Origin of the sequence: Echinicola marina, from assembly GCF_020463795.1 — a bacterium.
Taxonomy (GTDB): Bacteria; Bacteroidota; Bacteroidia; order Cytophagales; family Cyclobacteriaceae; genus Echinicola; species Echinicola marina.
The window spans coordinates 5043094-5068253 of sequence record NZ_CP080025.1 but is presented as its reverse complement, the minus strand read 5'-3'; the positions used below and the strand labels follow the sequence as shown (position 1 = coordinate 5068253).

Annotated in this window: 20 protein-coding genes; 15 read left to right on the top strand and 5 right to left on the bottom strand. The window is 39.8% G+C overall.

Translation table 11 applies throughout. The annotated features are described in order from the left end of the window. Positions 1-101: 101 nt before the first annotated feature. On the bottom strand, positions 102-3656 hold the full coding sequence (gene smc / locus KZP23_RS20660; RefSeq protein WP_226333714.1) for a chromosome segregation protein SMC: 3555 nt from the start codon (positions 3654-3656) through the stop codon (positions 102-104). Between the two features lie 511 nt (positions 3657-4167). Here smc and KZP23_RS20655 point away from each other — a divergent pair. Then, a complete protein-coding gene (locus KZP23_RS20655; protein ID WP_226333713.1) occupies positions 4168-4698 on the top strand; it encodes a hypothetical protein in 531 nt (176 codons plus the stop codon). A 113-nt stretch (positions 4699-4811) separates the two neighbouring features. Here KZP23_RS20655 and KZP23_RS20650 read toward each other — a convergent pair whose 3' ends face one another. Continuing rightward, positions 4812-6431 carry an ArnT family glycosyltransferase gene (locus KZP23_RS20650; RefSeq protein WP_226333712.1) on the bottom strand — a complete coding sequence of 540 codons (1620 nt, stop codon included), beginning with the start codon at positions 6429-6431 and terminating at the stop codon, positions 4812-4814. A gap of 118 nt (positions 6432-6549) precedes the next feature. On the opposite strand from KZP23_RS20650, the gene KZP23_RS20645 reads away from it, so the two are divergent. Then, on the top strand, positions 6550-7485 hold the full coding sequence (locus KZP23_RS20645) for a helix-turn-helix transcriptional regulator (RefSeq protein WP_226333711.1): 936 nt from the start codon (positions 6550-6552) through the stop codon (positions 7483-7485). A gap of 14 nt (positions 7486-7499) precedes the next feature. Here KZP23_RS20645 and KZP23_RS20640 read toward each other — a convergent pair whose 3' ends face one another. Continuing rightward, positions 7500-8039: a DUF4377 domain-containing protein gene (locus KZP23_RS20640; RefSeq protein ID WP_226333710.1), complete on the bottom strand. Its 540-nt coding sequence runs from the start codon at positions 8037-8039 to the stop codon at positions 7500-7502. Between the two features lie 259 nt (positions 8040-8298). Here KZP23_RS20640 and KZP23_RS20635 point away from each other — a divergent pair, with 259 nt between their 5' ends. Then, a complete protein-coding gene (locus KZP23_RS20635) occupies positions 8299-9774 on the top strand; it encodes a S10 family peptidase (protein ID WP_226333709.1) in 1476 nt (491 codons plus the stop codon). A gap of 30 nt (positions 9775-9804) precedes the next feature. On the opposite strand, the gene KZP23_RS20630 is transcribed toward KZP23_RS20635, so the two are convergent. Beyond that, positions 9805-10704 (bottom strand): glutamate--tRNA ligase family protein, encoded by a 900-nt coding sequence (locus KZP23_RS20630; RefSeq protein WP_226333708.1) that lies wholly within the window; start codon positions 10702-10704, stop codon positions 9805-9807. Between the two features lie 303 nt (positions 10705-11007). On the opposite strand from KZP23_RS20630, the gene KZP23_RS20625 reads away from it, so the two are divergent. Continuing rightward, a complete protein-coding gene (locus tag KZP23_RS20625; protein WP_226333707.1) occupies positions 11008-11742 on the top strand; it encodes an NYN domain-containing protein in 735 nt (244 codons plus the stop codon). Positions 11743-11790: 48 nt separating this feature from the next. Here KZP23_RS20625 and KZP23_RS20620 read toward each other — a convergent pair whose 3' ends face one another. Then, the gene (locus KZP23_RS20620; RefSeq protein ID WP_226333706.1) at positions 11791-13380 is read right to left on the bottom strand and encodes a CHRD domain-containing protein; all 1590 of its coding nucleotides are present in this window, start codon (positions 13378-13380) and stop codon (positions 11791-11793) included. A 200-nt stretch (positions 13381-13580) separates the two neighbouring features. Here KZP23_RS20620 and KZP23_RS20615 point away from each other — a divergent pair, with 200 nt between their 5' ends. The 11 genes from KZP23_RS20615 (at position 13581) to KZP23_RS20565 (ending at position 25128) form a co-directional block, all read left to right on the top strand. Then, on the top strand, positions 13581-14375 hold the full coding sequence (locus KZP23_RS20615) for a M48 family metallopeptidase (protein ID WP_226333705.1): 795 nt from the start codon (positions 13581-13583) through the stop codon (positions 14373-14375). A 673-nt stretch (positions 14376-15048) separates the two neighbouring features. Then, positions 15049-15618 (top strand): YceI family protein, encoded by a 570-nt coding sequence (locus KZP23_RS20610; RefSeq protein WP_226333704.1) that lies wholly within the window; start codon positions 15049-15051, stop codon positions 15616-15618. Between the two features lie 43 nt (positions 15619-15661). Then, positions 15662-16921 (top strand): hypothetical protein, encoded by a 1260-nt coding sequence (locus KZP23_RS20605; protein ID WP_226336562.1) that lies wholly within the window; start codon positions 15662-15664, stop codon positions 16919-16921. A 94-nt stretch (positions 16922-17015) separates the two neighbouring features. After that, positions 17016-17621: a YceI family protein gene (locus KZP23_RS20600; RefSeq protein ID WP_226333703.1), complete on the top strand. Its 606-nt coding sequence runs from the start codon at positions 17016-17018 to the stop codon at positions 17619-17621. A 65-nt stretch (positions 17622-17686) separates the two neighbouring features. After that, entirely contained in the window at positions 17687-18397 is a 711-nt protein-coding gene (locus KZP23_RS20595) for a Crp/Fnr family transcriptional regulator (protein ID WP_226333702.1), read from the top strand. A 155-nt stretch (positions 18398-18552) separates the two neighbouring features. Further along, positions 18553-19173, top strand: a complete 621-nt coding sequence (locus KZP23_RS20590; protein WP_226333701.1) for a hypothetical protein — start codon at positions 18553-18555, stop codon at positions 19171-19173. Positions 19174-19249: 76 nt separating this feature from the next. Further along, a complete protein-coding gene (locus KZP23_RS20585) occupies positions 19250-21679 on the top strand; it encodes a heavy metal translocating P-type ATPase (protein WP_226333700.1) in 2430 nt (809 codons plus the stop codon). Then, the gene (ccoS, locus tag KZP23_RS20580; RefSeq protein ID WP_226333699.1) at positions 21670-21855 is read left to right on the top strand and encodes a cbb3-type cytochrome oxidase assembly protein CcoS; all 186 of its coding nucleotides are present in this window, start codon (positions 21670-21672) and stop codon (positions 21853-21855) included. Before KZP23_RS20585 ends, ccoS begins: the two co-directional genes overlap by 10 nt. 3 nt (positions 21856-21858) lie before the next feature. Next, positions 21859-24012, top strand: coding sequence for a cytochrome-c oxidase, cbb3-type subunit I (ccoN, locus tag KZP23_RS20575; protein WP_226333698.1), 2154 nt, complete (start codon positions 21859-21861; stop codon positions 24010-24012). A gap of 11 nt (positions 24013-24023) precedes the next feature. Continuing rightward, positions 24024-24215, top strand: coding sequence for a cbb3-type cytochrome c oxidase subunit 3 (locus KZP23_RS20570; protein WP_226333697.1), 192 nt, complete (start codon positions 24024-24026; stop codon positions 24213-24215). After that, complete coding sequence (locus KZP23_RS20565; protein WP_226333696.1) at positions 24202-25128, top strand: cbb3-type cytochrome c oxidase N-terminal domain-containing protein; 927 nt, start codon at positions 24202-24204, stop codon at positions 25126-25128. Before KZP23_RS20570 ends, KZP23_RS20565 begins: the two co-directional genes overlap by 14 nt. Positions 25129-25160: the final 32 nt, after the last annotated feature.

Below are 25160 nucleotides of genomic sequence, written 5' to 3'. Positions count from 1 at the left end.
TCAATCTATATTGATTAAACCTGAAACTAATCAAATAATAAATTTTACAATTATGTTTTTTTCAATCTTTAAATTTCTCTGGTTTCTAAGTTTACCGAAGGCTAATCCTCGATAATATCTTCCAATTCCCTTAAATCCACCGGTACCACCCTGGATACACCTGCTTCAATCATGGTAATGCCGTAGATAATATCGGTACTGGCCATGGTGCGCTTATTATGGGTCACAATGATAAATTGAGACTCATTGGAGAACTTTTGGATGATCTGGTTGAACTTATCAATGTTGGCATCGTCCAGTGGGGCATCCACCTCATCAAAGATACAGAAAGGTGCTGGCTTCAATAGGTAAATAGAGAAGAGTAGGGAAGTGGCCGTCAAGGTCTTCTCACCACCCGAAAGCTGGTTGATGGTCAATGGCCTCTTTCCCTTTGGCTTGGCCATGATCTCAATGGTACTGTCCAATGGAGACTCTGGGTTGGTCAACTTTAGGTCACAGTCGTCCTCTGCTGTGAACAGAGAACGGAAAACCTTAACAAAGTTGGTTTTGATTTGATCAAATGCAGACAAAAAAGTTTCCTTAGCCACCGTGTCAATTTCCTTAATGGTGTCCATCAAGGAGTTTTTGGCTTTTTCTAAGTCTTCTTTCTGCGAGGAGATGAAAGTATGGCGTTCCTTAATCTCATCATAGGCTTCCATGGCCATTGGGTTGATTGGACCAATTTTTTCCAATCTTTGCTTGGCCTTCTGGACTTCTTCTCGGATTTGTTCTTCATCCTTTTCCTGGTATTCAGGATCGACCTCAGGATCTTCCTGAATAAGGTTGTCAAGGTCAATCTCAAATTCCACACTTAGTCTCTCCTTCATACTGGAAAGCTTAAGCTTGATCTCGTTAAGGGTGTTTTGCAATTCCATGATAAGGGCATCTATCCCTTCTTTTTGCTTGGAAAGTTCACGGATGCCTTTTTCCATTTCATCGATATTGCCCCTGGAAGCATAGTAATCTTTTTCCGCTTCAGTAACACCGAGTTCAATGGCTTCTTTCTCAGTATATAACTCGATCAATTCATCATCCTTGATTTCATTATTGTCCAGAAGTCCCTTGATTTCTTGATCAATTGTACTCAGTTCGGATTGGGATTTCTCTATCCTTTCCTTACTGTTTTCAAAAGCACTTTTCTTAAAGGAAATTTCCTGCTCAAGGCTATTGACTTTATTTAAGTGCTGATGGTATTGGATGTTTTCTTGGTTGTAATTGCTGGAACGGACGGACAAGCTTTCCTCTTCAGTGAGCAATTGCTCATTGATGATTTCGATCTCTTCCTCCATGCCGTCAAAACCATTTTTCTCTTCTTCCAGCTTTGGACCTATTTCATTGACTTCTTCGCTTAAGCTGTCAATCTTTTCAAGGATATCTTCCCGTTTATTGGCATTGGTGGATAGCATCTCTGCCAACTGCTCCTTTTTGGTTTTGATGGAGATATATTGCTGGTTGACCTCAGAAATTTCAGATTGAAGGTCTTCGATATCCTTCTTATAGGAAACTTCTTTCAGTTTCATCAGGTCACTGACTTTTTTGTCCAAGTTGGACCTTGCAGCACTGACCTTTTTATTCAGCTCTTTGATCTCAACTTCCAATTTTTCAAGGTTCTTTGCTCGGCCGATTCGCTTACCTTCGAAGAGCCCAACTGAACCACCAGAAATGCTGAATTTGCGCTTGGTGAATTTTCCGCTTTCCGTGATGAAAATGGTGTCATTATCATCTGGAATGTCTTTGATCTCACCCTGAACAATATAGACATCGTCCAAGATATAACTGATTAGCCTAGCATACTTTTCATCATATTCAATGATTTCCGTGGCAGCCGTAGCATTGGCAAACAGTTTATTGGTAGAGGGCTTGAAACGCTCAAAATGCTCTAGGACAAAGAAGTTGGCTTTTCCTCTTGCTGCATCACTCAACAGGTTCACTGCGGCAATGGCCTGGGCCTCTGTGTCCACCACATAATAGTTCATATAGCTTTCAAGATAATTTTCAATGGCCACACGATAGTTTTCGCTGGTGGTCAGAATATCCGAAAGCAGGGGAGTGTCCTTGCCCCAATCTGAATTCTTTTTCAGGAACTTGATGGCTTCAGGGAAACCCTCCAGGTTTTCGACCAAGGATTTTGTCAGGTTAAATTCATTGGATTTTGCATCCAATTTTCTCCCCAACTGAGTGACCTCTTCCCTGATCAGTTCTATGGTATGATTTAATTCTTCTATTTTATGATTCTGGTCCTCTTCCTTGGCTTTCAGTTGGGTGATGCGATCGGTTTTTTCATCCAATTCATCTTTAAGGACCAGCATTTTTTCTTCAAATTCAGCAAGGTTTGCTTCTTGGCTATTATCGTCTGAAGCAGTTTTTTCCAATTCTTGCTTTAGGGAGGAAAGCTGAATTTGCTTGATCTCAAGTTCTTTGCTGAGTTGGTAGATAGCATCCTTGCGAGAGGAGAAATCCTTGCTGAGCACCTTTTGCCTTTCCTGAAGAATGGCATGGGCTGATTTTTGTTCTTCGTATTCTGCTTTTAGGTTTTCTACTGTCAGCTCTTTTTCGGCCAATAATTTTTCGGCTACTTCCTTTTCCTGTTCAAGAGAACGGATACTAAAGCCCGCACGGTCATTGGATTTTCGGTCCTGATCGATTTGCTCTCGGAGCTTCATTGACCGATCTTCCAAGAATCGAAGGCGTTCGTTTTTGATTTTTTTCTCACTCTCAAACTGTCTGATTTTGTTGACATGCTCGTTGAGTGTTTTTTGTCTGGAGGAGAGGAGCTTTTCTTTATGGATCTGATCAGACTTGGATTTTTCCAGTTCTGCTTCCTTGGTCGTTATCTGGTTGTTGAGCTGTAGTTTGCGATCATTTTCTGCATTGATCCTTTCATTGGCGCCAATCAGGTTGTCGGTATGGGTTTTTACACTGATCTTGGCTAGGGCAATGCTTGATATTTTATATGATTTTTTGATTTCAAAGTATTTGGCAGCCTGCTTGGCCTGTTTTTCCAGGGATTTGAGGTTTTTCTCAATCTCATATAAGAGATCTTCCACCCTGTCAAGGTCTGCATCAGTATCTTCTAGCTTCTTAAGTGTTTCCTTCTTGCGGGTCTTGAACTTGGAAATACCGGCAGCTTCCTCAAAGAGGTCCCTACGGGAGTTGTTCTTGTCATTGAGCAACTCATCAATCATTTTCAGTTCGATGATAGCATAACTGTTGGATTGGATACCCGTGTCCATAAAGAGGTTATTGATGTCCTTAAGACGACAGGCAATGCCATTGAGTAGGTATTCACTTTCACCAGAACGGTAGTAGCGACGGGTGATGGTGACATGGGTGTATTCTGTAGGGAGCAGGTTTTTGGTGTTTTCAAAGGTCAGGGATACCTCAGCCAGATTGGTAGGTTTCCTGTTTTTGGTACCATTGAAAATCACATTCTCCATTTTATCAGAGCGCAGTGCCCGGGTTTTTTGCTCACCCAGTACCCAGCGGATGGCATCCACAACATTGGACTTTCCACATCCATTCGGGCCTACGATTCCTGTAATGCCCTTGTCAAAATGGATGGAGACCTTGTCCCCAAAACTTTTAAAACCTTTGATTTCAAGCTTGGTTAGCTGCATGTATGCTCAAATAAAATAGATTAAGACAAACAAAATTAATCAGATCGGGCTAATAAGCAAATGGGAAACTGTAGCTTCATCTAAATGAGGTATGGACGAGCCTAAGACATGCCTATGCCTCTGATAAGAGAAATACGGTTAAAACACGGGATAAACACGGGTTAACTAGGGGATAAATACGGGTTAAAGGAGGGACGTTAAAAATGTTAAATTCATTAATATTGGACCGTTTTCATATTAGTCATCTGATTTCCACAGCCTGTCCAGTCCGTGTCGGAGACTCCCTGTTTCTAGTTGGCGGCAGGCAGGATTAATCAATCATTTCTGAGAGATCTGTGCTGTCCTTGAGAGGATGTTTTGAAGCGTACAATATATTGATGCCATAGCGGATGTAGAGAATAATTTTATTCAGAAATGAAGATTTGATCGGATTTGCTGTCCTTCCTGGAGGCAAATGAAAAACATTGAGATATTTTTCCTACCTTAGTTTTAACCAAAAAACAGCGAAACAGTGGATAATGGAACTTGGATCTATATTGTCATTTCGATAATATTTTTTATAGTCAATGCGCTTACCAAAAAGAAAAAGGAGAATGGTCAGGAGCTTGATGAGATGGGTGAGGAGCTATCAAATGATGAGCCTAGAAGGAAGCCTGTGTCTTTTGAGGAACTATTGAGAGAAATTCGCCAGGAACAGCAAGGAAGGAATTTTGAAGAAACCGAGCAAGAAGAATTGTTTGATGAAGAACCTGAAGAAGCCGTTTATCCTAATGTTGAAGTAGTTGATAAACCAACCAAGAGATCATCTGAAATTAAATATTACGAAGGGACCTATCAGGCAGATCATGCATATAAGGGAAAGGGGTTGGTCAAACTGGATGATCAGGTGGAAATAGATTCCGATAAGAAGATTCTCAATGAAGTGGAGGATGTGGCAGAGGAAACGGCAAGTTATAACCGGTACAGAAGAGTGTTAAAGGATCCACAATCGCTTAAAGATGCCATCGTGGTGTCTGAAATTTTGAGAAGAAAGGAATATTGATTTAATATTTGTATTATTTCGGTTATAATGTCTTAAGCATTAAGGTTTTTGTTAGCCTTAATCGACTGTGTGTCAGGCCTAGGTGGAGGTGGTAAAATTAGGATGATTAGGCATTATTCAATGTTGAGTGCAAATTCTCCTTTAGGCTGCGGTGATAATGGATTGATTTTTTCGAATCTTATGATTTTAAGCCATTGATCCTCCCGGCTTTCCGTCTGAAGGTAATTATTTTTCTCTGCAAATTCCCTTACATTTTGGAGCAGTGAAGCATGCTTTGGATAAGCATGCTGACTGTATTTGTATATGAACAATGTGAAATTTTGAGGAGGATCCAAGTTGGGATAATCTTTAAACTCCTCCAGACTTATTGCCCTTCTTACAGGTGATAGATTCTCAAGAATAACCTCTTGGCTGTCACAGATAAATTGATGGGTAAGTAGGGGAGAATTGCGGTCGCTATTGTTTAAGTTTTGGATAAATGCATTTTTGAAGTGAGGGTAATTTTTCAGATCAGTCTGATTTTTAACTGCTATAAATACAGGAAGAATCATCAAAAACACCATCCCTACCAGTCTAAATTTAGGGTTTAGAAGGCCCAAACAGGCTGCAAAAAGAAAATAATAGATCGCAATATTCCATTCCATTAATGACAAAGCGATAAATCCTCCAAACGCAATCCATATTGAGCAGAACTTGTTCCAAAAAAAGTTATCCATCCACCTGTAGTTTTCCAGTGCAATATTGGCAGAGAGTAAGGGGATAAGAATGATCAAGTGTCTGGGATTGAGGTGGATGGGGTTGTAGTAGGAGAAACTGGTGCTCATCAACCAAAAGCCCAATATCATACTGATGGTACAGAGAGAAAATATCATTGGAAGGTCTCTTTGGGTCAAAAAAGCCCTGATAATGGAGGGAATCGATAAAACGATCCATATCCAATAGGTGCGCTCCACAAAAGTAGTGATGGGAACAAAGGTAAGCCGCTCCAACATTTCCAGCCATCCTTTATCAAAATAGCTATAGGCAGACACATAGTGACCTTCCTGAATACTACGGAATCTAAATAAGGCATCATCATATTTCCATTCAAAATATCCTAAGTATAGTATGCCCATTAAGGTGATAAAACTGAAAAAATATATATAGAAGATTTTGCTGTTGTCCCTTATATAATCAAATACCAAAAGCATCGCTGGAAATGGGGCCAAATATATGATGGTTTCCTTTGTACAAAAACCCACAAAAAAAGCCAATGCCATGAGTAAGCCAGATTCTAGAGGCCGCTTAAATCTGGCATTTGCTGCATAGGGAATTAAAGCTGTCCAGAATATAAGTGGGGAGTCAGGGTACACTTTGGGTAAGAAATGCAACAGGTAAATATTGGGGATGAAGAATAATACCAACCAAAATTTGGATGAAGCCTTTGGCATGACAGTCCATAAAAGGCACAATGCCCCGATATAATAGACCAGACTGGACAATGACGCTATTCTATCATTGAAGCCAAAAAGAAAGGTAAAGAAGCCAGATAATATATAGGCTCCCCATCTAAATGTGAAATGCTCTCCGGTCAGGACATCCTTGCCCAACCAGAAATTTTGACCATATTTTATATAGGCCACATCATCACTGAAGGTGATACCATCATAAGCAAAAAACCAATAGCCTATTAGCAATAGAATACCGGTAATCAGGTAGGCATTAGGCTGATGGAGTTTTACACTTTTTTCCATAATCTTATTTATTCTCGTTTTTTGAGAAAGGGAACTTGGTGAAAAGTTGACAATTAGTGTCTCATGTTTAGGGGTTTCAGATCTTGGACGTAAATTGCTTTCTGAAATTTAACTTGTCATGGCTAAAACAAAAAGTGTTGAACAACAAAAAATACTAAGGGTTTTTAAATTGATCAACTTACTCCGCTCGAATATAGGGAAACCAGTGAGTAGTTTGGCAGAATCCTTGGGGACGGACAAAAGGACCATTTACCGGTATTTTAGATTATTGGAGGAATTGGGCTTCCATGTAGAAAAGGAATTTGGTAAGTTCAAGATTGTAGACAGGATTGACCGGCACGAGGATAGTTTTTATGGAACTTTTTCTGATGATGAAGCGGCCTTTATGGCTGATTTGTTGAACAAAAGTGGCAAAAAGAATCTTCTGAAGGATTCGATCTTACAGAAGGTCCATTACCGTTCTGATTTTCAACAAGGGGTCAGTCAGTTATTCAATGCCCATTTAGGGACTTTTGTGGACGAACTGGGGGAAGCAATTAGGAATAAATTTCAAGTAGTTTTGAAGGATTATTATTCTCTTAGTAGTGATTCGGTGAGTGATAGGTTGGTGGAACCGGTAGCATTCACCAGCAATTTTGAATCGGTGTATGCATTTGAAGTTGCCAGTAAGGAGATGAAGCTTTTTAAGCTAGAGAGAATAACGGAGGTAAAAGTAAGCTCCAAAAAACATGTTTATGGGGTTTTGCATGAGTCTTTAGAGCAAGGATTGTTTGGTTTTACGGGTAAGGACAGGTTTCATGTAAAACTTAAACTTTCAAAGAAAGCCTACCAATTACTTATGGAAGAACATGCTGATGCTAAGCCATATACTTTTATTAGAGAAAGGAATGAATATTATTTTGAATCTGAAATACCAGAATTACCAGGTATTGCAAGGTTTATTCTGGGTTTACCTGGTGAGGTAATAGTGGAAGAAGGAGAGGAATTAGCTCATTACCTTAGAGAGCAATTAAAAAAGGCTGAAAATATTTTCTCAGCCTTTGAATTGAAATAAACTGTGGTAGTAGTTTATTTGAGTTGGATCAGTTTAATCGTGTTGTCGTCTATATGTCGGAATACACCATTTACATTTGCGTTGGTCTCTAAGTCTAGACTCAGGTCATCACATAAAGTGCTGCATTCAATATCAATTTCTCCCAGTAAATTATATCCTACTTCCTCATTGCCAAGTACCAAGTTGGAAGGGTTGAAATCTGTGGATTTTAAGGGGAGTTCAAAGGTTGTGCCAGCGGCAACAGGGGTCTTTTCATTTTCCGAAATAAAGGTGTATTTGATGAAATGTAAACCCGTGGTGGAGTTCAAAGCTTCTTCTTTTCGTATTTTTAATTCATAATTATATCCCAATTCGTAGTCAAAGCCAATAATGGCATCCATGGGAATCGCTGTCCATTCATCCTTGGCTATTTGATCGCTAAATTGGACCCTTAACCATAAGGTAGGGTTATCGGCTTCATTGTTTTGAACGATGGGGAAATGTTGGACATTTATATTTTCTTCCTTGATGGGGGTTTCGTCCATACAAGAAGAAAACAGTAGGGTGAAAATCATCCCCAAGCAAGCTATAAGAAGGCTGTTTTGACGTTTTAGGGTAAAAAAGCTAATCATAATAAATAATTGAGTTGGTTTAATTAAAAGAAGTGTTTTTATGATAATTCGCTCTGCTACAATAAAAATGCCACTAAATGTAAATGATGATTAATTAATAAAAAGAACAAGTCCGCTAAAAGTGTTTTTTGACCATCGCCTAGATTGTTTTTTAATTGACTATGATAAATTTTTATCTTCGGAACTTAATCAACTAGTTTTTATGAAAAGACCAATTACGCTCATTTTAGCATTGCTAGGTATGTTGGGAAGCCTTAAGGCACAGGAGTTGTTAAATTCTGATTCCTCAGCAATTTCCAAACATCAATTGAATATTAAAGGGAAAAATGTACCCTATACAGCCACAGTTGGAACTCAGCCTGTATGGGGTAAAGATGGCAAGGAAGTGGCCTATCTATTCTATACTTATTATGAACGCTCAGATATTCAAGATAAAACCAAAAGGCCTCTTGTGATTTCCTTTAATGGTGGTCCAGGTTCTGCTTCTATCTGGATGCACATTGCTTATACCGGTCCGGTACTTTTGAATATAGATGAAGAAGGAAATCCTGTTCAGCCTTATGGAGTGAAAGATAATCCACACTCCATTTTGGATGTGGCAGATATCGTTTATATAGATCCTGTAAATACAGGATATTCAAGAATCACGGATAAAGAAGCTGACCGTGCACAGTTTTTTGGTGTGAATTCGGATGTGAACTATCTGGCAGATTGGGTAAGGACCTTTGTGAGCAGAAACAATAGATGGGCCTCTCCGAAATATTTGATCGGTGAAAGTTATGGAACGACCAGGGTGTCTGGTTTGGTAAATAGGTTACAGAACAGTCAGTGGATGTTTTTCAATGGAGTGGTATTGGTCTCTCCTACAGACTTGGGGATAGAAAGGAATGGACCAATAGCAGCAGCCAATTATCTGCCTTACTATGCTGCTACTGCTTGGTACCATAAGGCACTGGAACCATCATTGCAAGAGAGGGATCTTGAAGAGTTGCTGCCAGAAGTGGAAGAATTTACTGTACAGGAATTGATTCCAGCTATGGTAAAAGGAGGTTTTTTGGGCAATGCAGAAAAGGAAGCTTTGGCCAGGAAAATGTCCCGTTATTCAGGATTAAGTGAAAAAGTATTATTAGAGCATAATTTAGCTGTTCCAACCCAGTTTTATTGGAAAGAGCTGCTTCGTGACCAGGGTCTGACAGTGGGGCGATTGGACAGTAGATACAAAGGGATAGATAGGTCCGATGCTGGAAGTAGTTTTGACCATGATCCAGCTCTAACTGCCTGGAACCACGCATTTGCTCCAGCATTTAACCACTATATGATCAATGATCTTGATTTTAAAACGGATTTGAATTATTTCCTTTTCGGACCAGTCCATCCATGGGACAGGACAAGGGATAGCACAGGTGAAAATCTTCGTTCAGCAGTGGCGCAGAACCCATACCTGCATGTAATGATCCAGTCTGGCTATTATGATGGTGGAACGGATTATTTCAATGCAAAGTATTCGATGTGGCAAATGGACCCAAGTGGTAAGTTAAAGGATAGGTTGTCTTGGAAGGGGTATAGAAGTGGGCATATGATGTACTTAAGAGCAAAAGATTTGGAAAAAGCCAATGAGGATATCCGGGAATTTATCCAAAAGTCTTTACCGCAGGAAGGGATGCCTGCGCACTATTAAAATGACTAGTGTAGAAGGAGAAGCCGGGACTTACCCGGCTTTTTCTATATAGGCATTAATAAAATCGTCCAAACTGAATATAGGCTCCTTGAACCCCATAAAATCACCTAAGGAATGATAAATATCAGACTTGCTTTTACCCATCTCTCTTAGTCCTTGGATGGAAGTGGCTCCTTTGGATTTAGAAAGTTTTTTGTTTCCAGAATGCATCATTAGTCGATGATGAAAGAAAGTGATATCTGAATAATTATTGGTAGGCAATAAGGTGGAAAGGTAAGTTTGGGCCAGACTTGAATCCAGCAGGTCCTGTCCACGGACAATCAGATCCACACCAAAGTTGATGTCATCAACTACAGATGCAAGCTGATAGGCAGGTAAACTTGTTTTTTTTCTTACCACAAAATGCCGCATATTGGAAGGCAAAGGAGCGTTGTAAATTCCTCCTTCCAGTGATTTCAAGTGGATGGAATGACCATTGGTGATTAGTCGCCAATTATTGTTTTCAGCATCTAGGGGGATTCCTTTATTTAGGCATGTTCCAGGATATTCCATATTTTTACTGATCTTGGCTATTTGTTTTCTGGAGCATTCGCAAGCAAAAAGCATATGCTGTTCACTTAACCAGTGCAAGGCTTTTTCATAACTCTTCAAGCGTTTGGTCTGTGAAAATACCTGATTGAATTCTTTAGTGTTTCTGGGGCCAAGATCCCAAGGGATTTCCAAAAAATCCAGGGAGACAAAAATGTCCTCGATATATGCTTGTCTTACTCGGCTTTGATCCAAATCATCAATGCGTAACAGTACTTTACTTTGGTACTTTTTGGCAAGGGCAGAAGTGATCAAAAATGAGAGGATATTGCCTAAATGGAGGTATCCACTTGGAGTGGGTGCGATCCTTGTTAAATGGTATGTGGTTTGGGGGGTGGTCATAATAATAGCTACTAAAATAAGAAAGTATCTGCTATGCAGTGTCTATTCAAAAAGGAATTATTCATTAATTAAGATGAAAGGTAAAAGTGGATGCGTTAAGGCATTGCTTTGTTTATTGCATAGTCTTTAATAATTAAACATCTTGTAATAATCACTAACTTTCATTATTGCCTTATTAAAGTGTTTTACGAAGGGGATTTATTGAATTGCGACAGTAACCTTTTGATATAATGGGTGGATAGTTAGTTTGGCTATTTAAAATGAAAAGTTGTTCTTTAAATATAATTCAAATTTACTTTGGAAATGGAAAATGAACTTAATTTGGCCGTGTTGATTGACGCGGATAATATACCTTCTTTTTATATCAAGGAGATGATGGAGGAATTGGCCAAATATGGTAATCCTACCATAAAGAGAATTTATGGGGACTGGACACAGCCGCAGTTGGCCAAGTGGAAGGCGGTGCTATTGGAAAATGCCATCACGCCGATGCAGCAATACAGTTATACTTCAGGCAAGAATGCCACAGACTCTGCCATGATCATCGATGCGATGGATATCTTATATACAGAAAAGGTAAATGGCTTCTGCTTGGTCTCCAGTGACAGTGATTTTACTAAATTGGCCACTAGGCTAAGAGAGGCTAATATGAAGGTTTTTGGTATAGGAGAGAAGAAAACCCCCACACCTTTTATTGCAGCCTGTGATAAATTCATCTATCTGGAAATATTGAAACAGCAAGAGAAAGAAGACAAGGTTGCTGTAGCTAAACAAAGTCCTGAAGTGGAAAAAATCACCAACAAGGTCATCAGGTTGATAGCCAATACAATTTCTGATTGTTCTGAGGATGACGATGGATGGGCATTTATGGGGGATGTGGGGAATTTGCTGCAGAAAAAACAACCGAACTTTGATTCAAGAAATTATGGTTTTCAAAAACTCACACCTATGATCAGTTCAATTAATCATTTTGAGATAGACCAGCGTGAAAGTGGTAGGGGGAGACATAAATTGATTTATGTTAGAAATAAAAAATAGAAAAGGCTTCCCAAAATGGGAGGCCTTTTCTATGAATGTGGAGTAAAACTAATTATTGCTACCGATATTGCCCTGTCCTACTATGGTGCCCAATTGGTCAGCACTGAGGTGTACATTTACATAACCATCTATATTCATCAAGCCTGAATAATTTAAGGCTTCTCCTGAGTCCAACATCTCCACATTGGTTATACTCATTCCGGTAGAGCCATCCACCGAATTGAATGAAAAGATAATAGGTCCACCTTCAGCAGCAGAGTTAGCATGTATATGGGCAGGGTGACTTCCACCATTAGGAGTGCCATCCAAAGCAATGGTCGCTAAAGCAAATCCATTGACCCTTTCAGAAAAGGTGATGGTACCATTGATTCCTGGTACATCTTTTTCATTCAAGCTATAGACCATTGTATTTCCGGTAAGCTCATTTTGACCTATGTCTCCCTGTGCAACGATGGTGCCTAGTTGATCGGCACTTAGGTGTACATTGACATAGCCATCGAAACCAAGGATGTCGTCATACATCAGGTCATTACCTGCATCAGTTTGTCGGATAGTAGTCATGCTCATACCTGTATTTCCATCCACAGGATTAAAGCTTACTGCTATTCCTCCGCCTTCTGCTGCTGTATTATAATGAATATGTGCTGGATGACTTCCACCGTCAGGTGTTCCATCTAGTTGAATCGTGGCCAGTGTGTAACCACTGATTCTTTTTTTGAAGGTAATAGCGCCACTGATACCGGGAACTGCTTTTTCGCTCAGGCTATATGTTTTGAACTGATCAGTGAGTTCGTTGATACCGATATCAGCTTGGGCTACTATTGTTCCCAAATCTCCAGTTGAAAGATGGACATTTACATAGCCATCCATGTTGATAATGTCTTCATATGAGACTGTTGTGCCATCATCTTTCGTTTCGATAATCGTCGTGCTCACTCCAGTACTGCCATCTACTGGGGCAAAGGAAATAGCAATTGGTCCGCCTTCTGCGGCTGAGTTAGAATGGATATGTGCTGGGTGGCTTCCTCCATCAGGCGTGCCTTCCAAGCTTATGGTTGCCAGAGTTGATCCATTTACTCTTTTCTGGAAAGTGATAGTTCCAGAAATTCCAGGAACAGCTTTTTCCAATAAGTTATAGGTTTTGGAATCGCCAGCCAAAGCATTTCCTCCTATGTCGCCTTGTGCTACTATGGTTCCCAAGTCACCATGACTAAGGTGGACATTGATGTAGCCATCAAAATTGATCAAAGAGTTATAGTTGATCGCAGTGCCATCATCACTTTTGTTTACCAAAGTGGTGCTTACACCTGATTTTCCATCAACAGGCATAAGAGAAATAGCAATATCACCTCCTTCAGCTGCCGAATTAAAATGAATATGTGATGGGTGCACCCCGTTTTCCGGAGTTCCGTTTAGGATCAAGGTTACCTTAGTGTAGCCATCTTCTCCTTCTTCAAAAATTGCGGAGCCACTAACTCCGGAATTACCAATTTCTGCTAGCGGATAGGTCATTCTTTGACCTGTCAGTTCTAATGCCTCGGTGGGACTTGTATCATCTACACAAGAAAAAAGTCCGAATAAACCTAATATCATCAGCCAATTAAAAAGATGTAGCGGTAGGCGCTTTTTCATTTTCATATTGATTTTGGTTAAAAGAATATTTATGCAATAAAATTATAACTAGGGTAAATGATATTTGTTTAGTTTTGGTGTTTAATAACTTTGATTGATCCATTAACTTGCAGGAGTTTTAGTGGGGTTTGTAAATTGAAATATCCATTTTAACTGTTATTTGGCATCTTTTTTGGGAAATCTAATTTGAACAATATTATATGAATATGTTGAAAAGAATATCGATTTTGTTTTTGTCAGGCTTGGTGCTATATGGTTGTGCAACAGTGCCGTTAAGTGGAAGGAAACAGTTGAGTTTGGTTAGCAATGAAGAGGTGCTGCCTATGGCCTTCCAACAATATAAAGAAGTAAAAACGGAAAGTAAATTGCTCACAGGTACCAGTGATGGAGAAAAGGTCCAAAGGGTAGGTAAGCGCATAGCTGCCGCTGTGGAAAGTTATCTTAATGATAATGGTTATGGAGACATTGTGGAGGGATTTGAGTGGGAGTTTAACCTTATTCAGGATGATCAGGTGAATGCTTGGTGTATGCCTGGCGGTAAGGTGGCGTTTTATACAGGGATTATGCCAGTTTGTCAAGATGAAACGGGAATAGCTGTAGTTATGGGACATGAGGTAGCTCATGCCATTGCCAGTCATGCCAGAGAAAGAATGTCTCAGGGACTGGTTGCAAATGGGCTATTAGGAGGCTTGCAAGTAGCAATGGGGCAAAACCCAAGTCTGACAGAAGAGATATTCATGCAGGCCGTAGGTATGGGTAGTCAAGTGGGCATGCTTAAATTTTCAAGGGATCAGGAGCTTGAATCCGATCAATTGGGCTTGATTTTCATGGCCATGGCTGGTTATGATCCAAGAGAAGCACCTGAATTCTGGAAAAGAATGGAGGCCAAGTCTTCAGGGGCTGCGCCTCCTGAATTTCTATCCACTCACCCAGGACCTGATAGAAGGATTGATGAGTTAAACAAGCAAATGCCAGAAGCTTTAAAATATTATAAGAAGTAATCTTTTAAGATTACTCATAATTCGAAAAGGCTGTGATCTGAATTTAGGTTACAGCCTTTTTTTGATGTGACTTTTTGAGTTTATAGGGGGGATCTCTTTGCCAAACCAATGTAGTGTTCAATTCATAGATTATACTTTTTAAGGAACTACCTTAAGATTTAAAACGAAGCGATTCAAGTCTTTTGAAGGGGTAGGATAGCGTCCCTTTGGTAGATATTTATGGCACTGTAGGAGTTGCATTTTGGTAGTATGTGATTAGGAAGGATCAGTTTTTATTTAGTGTTGATTAGAAATCACTTTTAGAAATAAAAAATTGAACGATTGATTGAGAAGGATGCTTTGTGATAACAATTAATTTGTTAGGAAATCATCAATGTAATTTTTGTTTTTGACAAAGCGTAAGATAGGGTGTTTTATCTGTTTTTTCTTGTGTATGATTGTATATATTATGATATTAAAATTTGTTTTGTATTAAATAAATAATGTTGTAAGATGTTTTTTTTGAATAAATTACATTTTTAATATAAATATTTTTAGTTATTTTTTTATAGGTAAAACATGACAAAAGTCTTGTTTTTAGTTTCTTTTTCTCATGTTTTCACCGTTTCAAGGACTGTACATTTGTTATATCAATTAAGCAAAAGAAGTTTTCAATAGCATAACCTTTTCAATTATGAAGACAGCGAAATTACTAATTCTATCAGCACTATTTGTGGTGCTAGGATTTCAGCTAAAGGCCCAGGGAAATTATAGCCTTTCAGGTTCTCAGGTATTTACAGTGGAGGGAACCTCTACCATCCATGATTGGGAAATGGTGTCGAAGGAGGGAGTAAAAGGAAATATGGACGTGACCATAAATGGTTCAGAAATAACATCCATTTCGTCATTAAAAATCATACTTCCTGTAGAGAGCTTAAAGAGCGGAAAGTCCAGCATGGACAAGAATGCTTATGAATGTTTAAATCAGAAAAAGAATCCAAACATTCTCTATGAACTGGTGAGTGTAGATCAAATCAGCGCTGACAAGATCAAAGCAAAAGGGAAAATGACCATAGCCGGACAATCTAAGGATGTAATAATGGAAGTTAACTATAAGTTGAACAATGGAACAGTGGTTTTTGAAGGGAATCAGGATATCACCTTCTCGGAATATAAGCTTGACCCTCCAACAGCCATGTTCAACACTATTAAAACAGGTAATGAATTGAAGTTAACATTTAAAGCTCAATTTCAACCCAACTGATAAATCAACAAACACATAATCAAAGCAAAAAGCCATGAATACTATGAAAAAAGGCATCAATTATGCCATCTTATTCTTTGCGGTATTATTATCAGCTACTTCTGTGGTACAGGCCCAAAAGTCTTTACAATATTACAGAGCTGATAATAGCTATGGGGTCAATGTTTTTGAGACCAGCAAAGATTCAGTTGCTACCTTTGAGGGGCTGAGGGTAAAAGTAGGCGGTGATTTCGCGTTACAATTTCAGGGAATTAATCAGGAAAATAGCCTGAATAATTTGGTGGATCTGGAGTCAAATCTAAACCTTCCTACTGCCAACCTAAACCTTGATGTTCAATTAGAGGACGGTGTCAGAATGCATTTGAGAACCTATCTTTCTGCAAGACACCACTCAGAAGCTTGGGTAAAAGGGGGATATTTACAGTTGGATAAATTGGACTTTGTTTCTGAAGGATTTCTAGAGGGATTGATGAAATATGCTACCATTAAGGTAGGGATGGATGAGATCAACTATGGTGATGCACACTTTAGAAGAACAGATAATGCCAGGGCTATTTTTAACCCATTCGTAGGGAATTATATCATGGATTCCTTTGCTACCGAGGCTTTTGCCGAAGTAACCCTACAAAATAACGGGTTCTTGGCTATGCTAGCTATTTCTAACGGAAAACTCAATCAGTCTGTGGTCTCCAACCAAAATTCTGACAATAAGCTTTCGTTCTATGGAAAAGTAGGTTATGATGATTATCTTGCTGAAGATTTGAGGTTTAGGTTGACAGGTTCATGGTATACCAACCAAGGACTTACTACTGGAACCTCACTATATGGAGGCGACCGTGCAGGATCTAGATATTATAGTGTGCTGCATACAATAGAAGATGGCGGATCTGATTTTGAAGGCCGCTTTAATCCGAGATTTAACCAACTTACTGCCATTCAAATTAATCCATTTGTGAAATACAAGGGATTGGAATTTTTCGGGATATATGAATCAGCCATGAACAGTGAGGAACAGGGTGATGGTCAGTATACCCAACTTGCAGGCGAATTGCTGTACAGGTTTGGTTCTCGTGAGCAATTATATTTCGGAGGTAGGTATAATAAAGTAAAAGGGGAGGCAAATGCAGATGACCCAAGTATAGCCATTGAAAGGTTCAATATAGGCGGTGGCTGGTTTATGACCAAAAACATTGTTGCTAAAATTGAATACGTAAACCAAAAATATGAAGGATTTGCGGCAGACTCTAAATACAACGGAGCAAAATTTGACGGACTGAATATTGAAGCCGCGATAAGCTTCTAAACATTTATGATCTCATAAACCTTGGAAGAGTATCGGGCAGATCGGTACTCTTCTTTTGCATTCATAAAATGGTTCAATTATAAATCAAGGTATTATGTTTAAATTACTCGCATTTATTGGTGTTCTTCTTTTGCCGATTAAGCCAAAGGAACCTAAAATAATCATGTGGCATATTCTTGAGGAAAGTGAGCTGGGTATTGCAGGTACTACGAATGTCAATAGCTACTATTGCATGTCTGATAATTATTTTGGTGATGACAAAATTTATGAAAGGTATTCAAGTGACGGCAACATCAGCTGGAGCGGGAAGATAAAAGTGCCTGCAAGCAGTTTCGATTGTGCCAATAATATAATGACCAAGGATTTTCAGACTACTATTAAGGCTGATCAGCACCCCTATATTGGTATGGAATTTTTACATCTTGAAAAAGTCCATGGTATGGGTAATGTCATCAGTGGGGAGGCTATCGTTACTTTGGTTCAGGTTCATAAAAAAATTAAAATAGACTGTGAAATACAAAAAACAGATGATGGGGTTTTAAAACTTGAAGGCAGCCACTCATTTTTGTTTTCAGATTTTGGTCTGGAAGCCCCTAGGAAGTTCTTTGGAGCCATCAAGGTAAAAGACAGCGTCACCGTTGAGTTCAAATTATTTTTAAAATCTGAATCGTCAAATAACACTAAAGGGAATTTATTATGATAAAAGTCATCTTTTTTTAATAGGTTTATAACATAGCTTTGTGATGTTAATTAATTTTTAGGTTCATGACAATAAAGAATACACCATGTGAATTATGCTTAAGCCGTAAATTTTCCATGTTTTCAGGTTTATCTGAAGAGCATTTATGTAATTTATCGGACAGCAAAAATCTTATATCCCATAAAAAGGGCCAGATGCTGTTTTATGAGGGCACAAAACCTTTGGGGGTTTTTTGTGTAAGCTCTGGAATTGTAAAAGTTTTTAAAACAGCATCTAATGGGAAGGAACAAATTATCCGATTGGCACAAAAAGGAGACTTTCTAGGCTATACCTCTTTGCTGGGTGAAGAGGCTTACTTGAATTCAGCCACCATTGTGGAGGATGCAAAAATATGTTTTATTCCCAAAGAAACTTTTCTAAAGCTTATCGCTGAGGACAATAATTTTCATAGAAGATTGACCAAAGCAGTATGCCAAAGTTTGGGATTGATGGAGGAGCAATTGACCGATGCTACCCAAAAAACCATCAGGGAAAGGCTGGCATTTACTTTGATCAAACTTTCCGATTCCTATGGGGTAGATGGCGGTGAAAATAGAAAAATTGATCTGGTCCTGACCCGGGAAGAAATAGCGGGTTTAGTAGGAACCGCCACCGAAACGGTGATCAGATTGCTATCTGAATTTAAAAAAGATAAGCTGATAAAGTTTGAAGGGAAAAAAATTATTGTTTTAGACAGAAAAGGATTGGCCAGGCTATCTGATTTTTATAATAATTGATGCTGGTACATCCTGTATTTCAAACAAAAGCCCAAACAGATATTGTTTGGGCTTTTGTTTGAAATATGATTTTTATCAGTTTTTGGCTTTTTAAAAGTCATAAATCCTCGGCTCAAAGCAGATTAAATTTGTCTTAAATCTTTAATTGATTACAGATGAAAGGCAACATTCATAATTACCTGGAAATACCCGCTGATATATTGGCTCCTGTATACGAGCAGAAGATGCAGCGGGACTTTTTTGATCATGGGCCGGTTGAGGGAGTTTTGAATCATGAGGAGAAAAATATCTATATGATAATGGCCAAGCTGCCCAAGGTACTGGACTGGCTTCATGGGCAGGAGCAGCCGCAGATGCTGGAGAAAAAGCCTTGCGCCATTCCATTATTGTTGTTTGACCAGCAGTTGTCCTTCGAAAAACTCCTGTTTCACTATGATGGAACCCAAGATTCTGCCCATATCATCCATGGATTTCTAGAGAAGTTTGAATTACATATTAAGCATAGCCAAGCCACTATAATTTCTCCAAGTTTCATTCCTAAATCGAAGCTACAAGAAGAGCAGGCACTGATTCAATTAATCAGGAATTATACCAGTGAAACCAGCTTTATAAAATTCAACTTTAGGAAAATCGGGGATTTCTGGTCTTATGCTACCAAAAACAAATCCACCATGCTAGTAACCTCTAAAGCTTACCAAGCTGATTTGGCTAAAGTCCTATTTCACTTTTATAAAGGAGGGTTTTGGTATGATAACCTGTCGTTTTATTTGGCATAATTGCCCCAATATTATTTCATGAAAATTTTAAAACAGGATTATTTATAGTTAAATTGATACAGAATCACCAATGAACATGAAGGAAGTTAAAGAAAGAAATAATACTTTGTGCTTCCACTGTGGAGAACAGTGTTTGGACGAGTCCCTTCGCTATGATGAAAAGGATTTTTGTTGTCCAGGCTGTAAGTTGGTTTATGAAGTGTTGAATGAAAATGGCCTTAGCAGTTATTATGAATATGGTGAGAAGCCGGGTATAAAAAACACCAACAATAATAAATCAGTCAATCGATTTGATTACTTAGAAGAACCTGAAGTAATCCAAAAACTAATAGATTTTCAAAACGAGAAGGAAACGCATATTTCATTTGATATCCCTGCGATACATTGTGCCTCCTGTGTATGGTTATTGGAAAATCTACATAGGTTAAATGAGCATATTTTTGAATCTAGGGTGGATTATGTGAAAAAAGAGGTACACATCAAATTCCTTCATAAGTCCCTAAACCTTAAAGAGCTGGTAAGGTTATTGTCCAAAATCGGCTATGAGCCTAGCATCCAGTTAGATGCATTGGAGAAAAAGCCTAAGGATAGAATTGACAGGAGATTGATCTATAAATTGGCAGTAGCTGGATTTTGCTTTGGCAATATGATGTTTTTCAGTTTGCCTGAGTATTTCAGTGAAGTGTCATTATTGGAAGAGAATTTTAGAGGCCTCTTTGTCCAGCTCAATATAGCCTTGTCACTTCCGGTTATATTTTATTCAGCTACAGATTACTATAGGTCAGCATGGTACTCTCTGCGTTCTGGTCGTGTTAATATGGATGTCCCCATTGTTATGGGAATCATTTCCTTATTTGTTTATAGCCTTTATGAAGTAATAGCGTTAGGGGGAAGCGGTTATTTCGATTCTATAGGGGGGCTATTGTTTTTTCTATTGATCGGGAAATATTTTCAGCAAAAAACCTATGACCGTCTTGCTTTTGACAGGGATTATAAGTCCTACTTCCCATTGGCTGTAACCCGCTTGGGGAATAAAGGGGAAGAGGTTGTTTCGCTTCCTAAAATAAAAGTAGGGGATACCTTGAAGATTCGTCATGGTGAGTTGATTCCAGCGGACAGTTTGTTGCTGGAAGGAGAGGCCCAAATTGATTACAGTTTTGTGACAGGGGAGGAAGTGCCTGTTTCTGTGAAGAAAGGATCCTTGATTTATGCAGGAGGTAGGCAGCAGGCAGGCGCTTTGCTTTTGAATGTACAAAAAGCCCCATCCCAAGGTTATCTTACTGATTTATGGAATCAAGATAGTTTTCAAATCGAAAAATCAAAGGAACTGGAATCATTGGCCAATGCCATCAGTGGGAAGTTTACCTTGGTGGTGCTGATGGTGGCTTTTGGTTCACTAGCTTTTTGGATTCAAAGGGATGTTTCCTTGGCCATGAAAACATTCACCAGTGTTTTAATTGTAGCCTGCCCATGTGCATTGGCGATGTCCACTCCTTTTACCTTGGGTAATACATTGAGGGTTTTTGGGAATAGGAAATTTTATTTGAAGAACAGCCATGTGGTAGAGCAACTGGCAAAATCAGATACCTATATTTTCGATAAAACAGGAACGCTTACAGATCCTGCAGCGGCTAAAGTAGACTATATAGGGTTTTGTTTGGACGATGAGCATAAATCAGTACTCAAAGCTATGGTCCAACATTCCGTTCATGCCCTAAGTAATAGGCTAAATGTATGGTTGGGAGGTATTAAGCCTGCTTATGTGGAAGGGATAGAAGAGTTTTCTGGAAAGGGGATTGAAGCTATTTATAATGGCGAGATAGTGCGCTTAGGTTCGGCCAAGTGGTTGGGGATCGGTGATGTTAGAACCAAGGGTTTTGGTAATAGGATTTATTTATCCATCGGGGGAGAAGTAAAGGGATACTTTCATATCCAAAGTGGATTGAGGAATGGAGTGGTTAAGACCATGGATCAATTGAAAGATATGGGCCAAGTTCACTTGCTTTCCGGTGATCAGGACCAGGACCGCGAAAATCTTCAAAAGGCATTTGGGCCAGCGGTGAAGATGAATTTTAACCAAAGCCCAAAAGAAAAGCTGCAATACATCAAATTCTTGAATGATGGAGGGAATAAGACGGTGATGGTTGGAGATGGATTGAATGATGCAGGTGCCTTGCAGGAAAGCAGGGTGGGGATTGCAGTAACCAGTCAATCCACTCATTTCTCTCCTGCCAGTGATGCTATTATGGACGCCGATGTAATAGGCCATTTACCTCAATTTATAGCATTGGCAAAGGAAAGCAGGAATGTGATTAAGGCGAGTTTTGTACTCAGCTTTCTATACAATATTGTTGGGATCAGCTTGGCTGTCCAAGGCCTGCTAAGTCCTGTTATTTGTGCGGTTTTGATGCCACTGAGTAGTATTTCGGTGGTGGTATTTACCACAGTTATGATCAATTATCTAGCGATGAGAAAGGGAAGTAAAAACAATTATTTATGGAAGTAATATTCATTTTGATCGGGGTGAGTTTGGTTTTGGCTTCTAGCTTTTTGTTCCTGTTTTTCAGGGCCATGAAGAAAGGTCAGTTTGACGATACTTACACCCCGTCGGTAAGAATTCTATTTGATACACATAAAAACCAAAAAACGGTTAAGCCTAAACCGTCACCTAAAACCAAATAAAGTATGTCAGAAGTAATACTAGAAAAGTTCAGTTACGATAATAAAATCGTAAAGTACTTTGGAGCAGCCACCATAGTTTGGGGCTTAGTCGGAATGCTGGTTGGGATATTGGCTGCCATCCAGCTTTTTCTTCCCGAGGCCAACATGGGAAATCCTTATACCACATTTGGTAGAATTCGTCCCTTGCATACCAATGCGGTGATTTTTGCCTTTGTGGGAAATGCCATTTTCGCCGGCGTGTACTATTCCATGCCTCGGTTGCTGAAGGCCAGGATGTGGAGTGATGCGCTTAGCTGGATCAATTTCTGGGGCTGGCAGCTGATTATCCTAGCTGCAGCGATCACCTTGCCGCTAGGTTTGACCACTTCAAAGGAATATGCAGAATTGGAATGGCCTATTGATATTGGTATTGCTGTGGTGTGGGTGGCATTTGGTGCCAATATGATCGGTACATTGCTTAAGCGTAGGGAAAGACATATGTATGTGGCCATTTGGTTTTACTTGGCCTCATTTGTAACCGTCGCAGTACTGCATATTTTTAATTCTTTGGCCTTGCCAGTTTCTTTCTTTAAAAGTTATTCTGCCTATGCCGGTGTTCAAGACGCCTTGGTTCAGTGGTGGTACGGTCATAATGCCGTGGCTTTCTTCTTGACCACACCTTATTTGGGATTGATGTATTATTTCCTTCCCAAAGCAGCCAATAGGCCAGTTTATTCCTATAAGCTTTCTATCGTTCACTTCTGGTCCTTGATCTTTCTGTATATCTGGGCAGGGCCTCATCACCTGTTATATACCGCATTGCCCAACTGGGCCCAGGTGCTCGGGGTAGCTTTCTCGGTGATGTTAATTGCTCCATCTTGGGGCGGTATGGTCAATGGCCTATTGACACTAAGAGGAGCTTGGGACAAAGTGAGGGTTGACCCGGTACTTAAGTTTATGGTCGTGGCGGTGACCGCTTACGGTATGGCTACATTTGAAGGGCCTTTATTATCCTTGAAAAATGTAAACGCCATTGCGCACTATACTGATTGGATCGTTGCACACGTACATATTGGCGCCTTGGGCTGGAATGGTTTCTTGACCTTTGGTATGCTTTACTGGCTATGGCCTAAGATGTGGAAAACAAAATTGTACTCTACTAAATTGGCGAACACCCACTTCTGGTTGGGTACCCTCGGGATAGTTTTCTATGCCCTGCCTATGTATGTCGCAGCCTTGACTCAAAGCTTGATGTGGAAAGAGTTCAATGAGATGGGAAGATTGGCCTATCCAAATTTCCTTGAAACAGTGCTTGAAATTGTTCCCATGTATATGCTAAGGGCATTTGGTGGGGTACTTTACCTGACTGGGGCCATCGTGATGGTTTATAACCTTATCAAGACTTCCAAAATTGGTGTTTTCCAAGCTGAAGAGCCTGATGAGGCACCTGCCCTTACCAAGTTTGTACCGAAAAAAGGTGAATACTGGCACCATGCCTGGGAGAGAAAACCCATCTTCTTTACCATTTTGGCCACAGTAGCCATACTTATAGGAGCAGTGATTGAGATTGTCCCAACCTTGTTGGTGAAATCCAATGTACCAACTATCAGCAGTGTAGAACCCTATACTCCGCTAGAACTGCAGGGAAGAGACCTTTATATCTCTAATGGTTGTGTAGGATGTCATTCACAGATGATTCGGCCTTTCAGGTCTGAAACGGAGCGATATGGTGAATATTCCAAAGCGGGTGAATTCGTTTATGACAGACCGTTCCTTTGGGGGTCTAAGCGTACTGGGCCAGATTTGCACAGGGTAGGAAAGAAATATCCAGATAGTTGGCATTATCATCATATGTTAGACCCAAGGACCATGTCTCCCGGCTCCACCATGCCTTCTTACCCATGGATGATCACCAATTCCATGGACCATTTAGACATGCCTGACAAAATTAGGACCATGCAACAACTCGGGGTACCGTATCCAGATGGTTATGCAGATGAACAGGCCATGAAAGATCTGCACGAACAAGCCCAGGGAATTGCTTCCGGACTTTCAGATGCAGGTATAGAAGTAAAACCAGAAGCTGAGATCGTGGCATTGATCGCCTATTTACAGCGACTAGGAACGGACATCAAGAAAACGGATGCTCCGACATCAGAAGAAAGTATCGCTAAATAACTCCAAAAGTCATGAAAAAGGAAATTTTAACCTCAATAGAGAACGTGGAGATTTATCCCATTTTGTCTTTGCTCATTTTTGTACTGTTTTTTATCGGTGTTGCTTGGTGGGTGGTAAAAGCAGATAAGCAGTATATAGATCATATGAAATCCCTTCCGATGGAGGATGATAACCCAAATTATGTGAGCCATGAAAAAAACTAAAATAGCACTTATGGTGTCCATGTTGGCACTTATCACCCAATCAGCGATGGCCCAAGAGGCTGAAAGGGGATGGATGGAATCATTGGGAGAGATGGATAGCAGTCAGTTGACCTTATTGATCATCATCATGGTGGTCCTTGGACTGATGGTCTTGTTGATGATTTTATTGATTTATCTGGCCAGCTTTATTGTCAATATATTAAATCAGGAAAATCCTGAAATGGCCAAAGAGCCAAGCTGGTGGGAAAATTTCAAGGAGAAATTCGTCACAGGAAAGCTTAAGCCTATTGAGGATGAAGAGGAGATACAAATGGATCATAGTTATGATGGTATAGTTGAGTTGGATAATTTTATGCCTCCTTGGTTAAAGTACGTGTTTTATGGTTCCATATTGTTTGCGGTAGTTTATTTGGTGAACAATACCAATGTGGGATTTGGTAAATCACCTACGGAGGAATATCAGGCTGAACTGGCAGAGGAAGCCATTGCTGCTGAGGAGCGGAAAGCCTTGGCCCTGGCTTCGATCGATGAAAGCAATGTTGCCTTTGATCAATCACAGACGGTCTTAGAGATTGGTGGTGCCATTTTTCAAAATAACTGTGTGGCCTGCCATGCCGCAGATGGAGGCGGTGGAGTAGGACCAAACCTGACGGATGTATTTTGGTTGCATGGAGGAAGTATTTCTGATGTATTTACGGTAATTAAATATGGTGTTCCAGAGAAGGGGATGATTCCATGGCAGGACCAGTTAAGTCCGGAAGAGATCCAGCAAGTAGCGAATTTTGTACTCTCACTAGAGGGAACGACTCCGTCCAATCCTAAGGAACCTCAAGGTGAAGAATATGTTCGTGAAACTGATGGAGAAACAGGCGGAGAGGAGACTGTTTCAGATAGCGTACAAGTTAATGGCTAAATAATAACGGGGGCAGTATAAGCTGCCCCTTA